Source organism: Xanthomonas chitinilytica (assembly GCF_026107455.2).
In the GTDB taxonomy this organism is placed as follows: domain Bacteria; phylum Pseudomonadota; class Gammaproteobacteria; order Xanthomonadales; family Xanthomonadaceae; genus Stenotrophomonas; species Stenotrophomonas chitinilytica.
On record NZ_JAPCHY010000027.1, the window covers coordinates 1 to 1,949 of the forward strand.

Consider the following 1,949-nt stretch of genomic DNA (forward strand, 5'->3'; position numbering starts at 1 on the left):
TCCTCCACTCTCAGGCCCTGTTCGATCACGCGATCGACAAGCAGGGCTCGACCGCGAGGCGTAAGACGGGCATGTTTATGCAGGTTCATCCGGGGCTCCTGGGGGCTGGGTTGGCTTCGTAACCCCCATCTTCCAGAGATGCCCCGGATGAACAACCTACTGAGAGATCACAGCTAGGCCGGCGCGGCGGCATCAGCTACCCCGCCCTGGCGGCCGGTGTTGCCGGCATGGCGGTGCTCAGGCTCGTGTTCCTGCTCAGATAGGCGTGCGCTTGCGCAGCACCAGCAGGGTGAGCGCCCCCGCCACCAGTCCCCAGAACGCCGAGCCGATCCCGCCCAGCGTCAGTCCCGAGGCGGTCACCAGGAAGGTGACCAGCGCCGGTTCGCGCTCGCCCTCCTCCCTCAGCGCCGTCGCCAGGCTGTTGCCGATGGTGCCCAGCAGCGCGATGCCCGCCACCGTCGCCACCAGCTCGCGCGGGAACGCCGCGAACAGCGCCGCCACGGTGGCGCCGAACAGGCCGACGACGATGTAGAACACCCCGGCGCTGACCGCGGCGGTATAGCGCCGGGCCGGATCCTCGTCCACGTCGCGGCCCATGCAGATCGCCGCGGTGATCGCCGCCAGGTTGAGCGCATATGCCCCGAACGGGGCCAGCACCATGTTGACCGCGCCGATCCAGCCGATCACCGGCGACACCGGCAGCGCATAGCCGGAGGCCTTCAGCACCGCCACCCCGGGTACGTTCTGCGAGGCCATCGTCACCATGAACAACGGCAGCGCGATGCCCAGCACCGCGGCTCCCGACAGCGTGGGCAGCGTGAACACTGGCACGGCCAGCTGCAGCTGCACCTGCTCCCAGTGCAACAGGCCCTTGCCGGCGGCGATGGCGATGCCGGTCAACAAGGTGGCGATCACCGCATAGCGCGGGAACAGCCGGCGGCCGCACAGGTAGCAGGCGAACATCGCCAGCGCCATGCCCAGCTGGGTACCCATCGATACGAACACGTCCAGGCCGAAGCGCAACAGCACCCCGGCCAGCATCCCCGCCGCCAGCGACACCGGGATGCGCCGCATCGCCTTCTCGAACACGCCCGAGAAACCGGCGACCGTGCCCAGCGCGGCGGCCAGCAGGAACGCGCCGATCGCGTCGGACAACGGCAGGCCGCCGCTGCCTACCACCAGCATCGCCGCGCCCGGCGTCGACCATGCGGTCACCACCGGCATCCGGTAGCGCAGCGACAGGCCGATGCAGGTAACGCCCATGCCCAGTCCCAGCGCCCACATCCACGACGCGATCTCGGCCTGGTCCGCGCCCAGCGACTGCGCCGCCTGGAACACGATCACCGCCGAACTGGCGAAGCCCACCAGGACCGTGATGAAGCCGGCCATGATCGCCGGCAGCGACAGGTCCCGAAGCAGTGAACGCGATACCGGTAGCGACATCGGGCAGGATCTTGGCTGGAGGAAGGGAGTGTCATTGTTGCCCAGCGCGGTATCCGCATGCCGGTCCGGTCCGTTGCATGCGTGGCAGCACATGGCGCCACGCGCTTGCAGGCGACGCGATGCTTGACGAATTCCGCAATTGGCCTACACTGCGCGGCCCGCCAAGGAAGCGGCCACCGACGCGGTGGCGCTGCCGGAAGCGGAAGCCGCCAGGACCCTTCGAAAAGGTGTTGACGGCCACGGAAAACCCGCCATAATAGGCGGCTCGCTTCGGCAGGACCTGAGGGTCGGTTGGGGCGGCGGAGTCGGGCCTTACGAGGTGTTGACGCCGCGGAAAAGCCGGCTATAATGGGCGGCTCGCTACGACGGAAACGTCGGGGTGTACGGAGAAGGCGCTGAGGCCGGATTCGGGATCTTTGAAAGTATGCGCAGGTTAATTTGTGAGGACGCCTGCAGGAAGGATGACTGTCCATCTTGCAGACGTTTGATCAAGCAATGAATCAATT

General features: G+C 67.3%; 2 protein-coding genes. Both read right to left on the reverse strand.

Annotation, left to right across the window (positions count from 1 at the left end; all coding sequences use genetic code 11):
* On the reverse strand, positions 1-89 hold an 89-nt coding region (locus OK345_RS17690; RefSeq protein ID WP_265126615.1), incomplete at its 3' end, for a leucine zipper domain-containing protein.
* Positions 90-255: 166 nt separating this feature from the next.
* Positions 256-1,443 carry a benzoate/H(+) symporter BenE family transporter gene (locus OK345_RS17695; protein WP_265129322.1) on the reverse strand — a complete coding sequence of 396 codons (1,188 nt, stop codon included), beginning with the start codon at positions 1,441-1,443 and terminating at the stop codon, positions 256-258.
* Between the last annotated feature and the right edge of the window lie 506 nt (positions 1,444-1,949).

Bases quoted from the DNA above. Each gene is read 5' to 3' on its own strand.
- OK345_RS17695 (WP_265129322.1), bottom strand. From the start codon at position 1,443: ATGTCGCTACCGGTATCGCGTTCACTGCTTCGGGACCTGTCGCTGCCG.